2 protein-coding genes are annotated in these 1,755 nt (G+C 67.2%); both read right to left on the reverse strand.

Going from position 1 to position 1,755, the window contains the following annotated elements; genetic code table 11:
* On the reverse strand, positions 1-481 hold a 481-nt coding region (locus JYJ84_RS35860), incomplete at its 3' end, for an ABC transporter permease (protein WP_374102165.1).
* Positions 482-620: 139 nt separating this feature from the next.
* Positions 621-1,586: an ABC transporter substrate-binding protein gene (locus JYJ84_RS35865; RefSeq protein ID WP_122946323.1), complete on the reverse strand. Its 966-nt coding sequence runs from the start codon at positions 1,584-1,586 to the stop codon at positions 621-623.
* Positions 1,587-1,755: the final 169 nt, after the last annotated feature.

The following is a 1,755-nucleotide window of genomic DNA, read 5'->3' on the forward strand; positions in this document are numbered from 1 at the left end:
TCGCGAGGCCGAGCTGCGACGAGAAGAACCAGTCGAGGCCGAGCTTCGCGACCACGACGACGATCGCGAGCAACGCCGGACGCAGCACGTAGTCGGGCATCCAGTCGGGCTGCAGCACGGTGAAGACGGTCGGCTCGGTGATGAGCGGCACGTTCGGCCGGCCCATGATCCGCAGGTTCACCGAATAGAGCGCGATCATCATCAGGATACTGGCGAGCAGATCCATGATCTTCAGGCGCACGTTGAGCCAGCCGGTGATGAAGCCGGCCACCGCGCCCGCGACGATCGCGAGGCAGGTCGAGCTGAACGGGTCGTAGCCGGCCGAGATCAGCGTCGCGGCGACGGCGCCGCCGAGCGGAAAGCTGCCGTCGACGGTGAGGTCGGGGAAGTTGAGGATGCGAAACGAGATCAGCACCCCGAGGGCGACGAGACTGAAGATCAGGCCGATCTCCAGGGCGCCCAGTAACGAGAACAGAGACATGATGGGGAAATCCTGTTGCTTCCCGGCCGGACGTGTACGGCCGGGCGAAGCGAACGGGCGGCCCCGGGTGGGAGCCGCCCGTCCGGCGAGGTCGTTCAGGCCCGGATCGGGCCCGCAAGCGCAGCGGTCGGGCCGCGGCTTACTTGATGACCGTCTTCGCGTCCTTGAGCAGATCCGGCGACAGCGTGACGCCCTGCTTCGCGGCCGCACCCGTGTTCGCGAACAGTTCGAGGTTGCTGCTCGTCTCCGACGCGATCGCGCCCGGTTTCTCGCCCTTCAGGATGCGCGCGACGACCTTGCCCGTCTGGCGGCCAAGGTCGCCGTAGTTGATGCCGAGCGCCGCGATGCCACCGCGCTTCACGCTGTCGGTGTCGCCCGCGACGAGCGGGATCTTCGCTTCGTTCGCGACCTTCACGAGCGCTTCGTACGCGGACACGACGTTGTTGTCGGTGTTCGTGTAGATCACGTCGACCTTGCCGATCAGGCTCTTCGCGGCCGAGCCGATGTCGACGGTACGCGGCGCGGCCGCTTCCTTCAGCGTCATCCCCTGCTTCGCGAGGATCTCCTTGAGCTCCTTCACGACGACGACCGAGTTCGCCTCGCCCGGGTTGTAGACCATGCCGACCGTCTTCGCATTCGGCACGACACGCTTGATCAGTGCGACCTGGCGATCGAGCGGCAGCTTGTCGGACACGCCCGTCACGTTGGTGCCCGACGGGCCCCAGCCCTTCACGAGCTGCGCGGCGACCGGATCGGTCACGCCCGAATAGACGACCGGCACGCTCTTCGTCGACGCGACCACCGCCTGCGCGGCCGGCGTCGCGATCGCGACGATCACGTCAGGCTGATCGCCGACGAACTTGCGCGCGATCTGCGCGGCCGTGCCCGTGTTGCCCTGCGCGCTCTGGTATTCCCACTTGAGCTTGTCGTCGCCGTAACCTTCCGCCTTCAGTTCGGCGCGCACGCCGTCGCGGATCGCGTCGAGTGCCGGGTGGTCGACGATCGACAGTACCTTGACGGTCTGTGCGTGCGCGGCACCTGCCAGCGCGAGTGCGGCCACGCCGGCCGTGATCGAACGGATCGCGAAAGTCTTGAAACGCTTCATGGGTGTCTCCCCCGTATTGTGTCGGTTCTGGATGATGGATTCCCGCCGCCGTCATGCGGGCGCCGCCACGCGTCAACGCTGGGGCGGCCGGCCCGCGCATGCCCCGGGAAGGCGTGCAGCGGCGAACGCACGAGGATACCATTTCCGCAGACCACCGCCTGACTCCGCG

The organism is Burkholderia sp. LMG 13014 (assembly GCF_905232215.1).
Classification (GTDB): Bacteria; Pseudomonadota; Gammaproteobacteria; order Burkholderiales; family Burkholderiaceae; genus Burkholderia.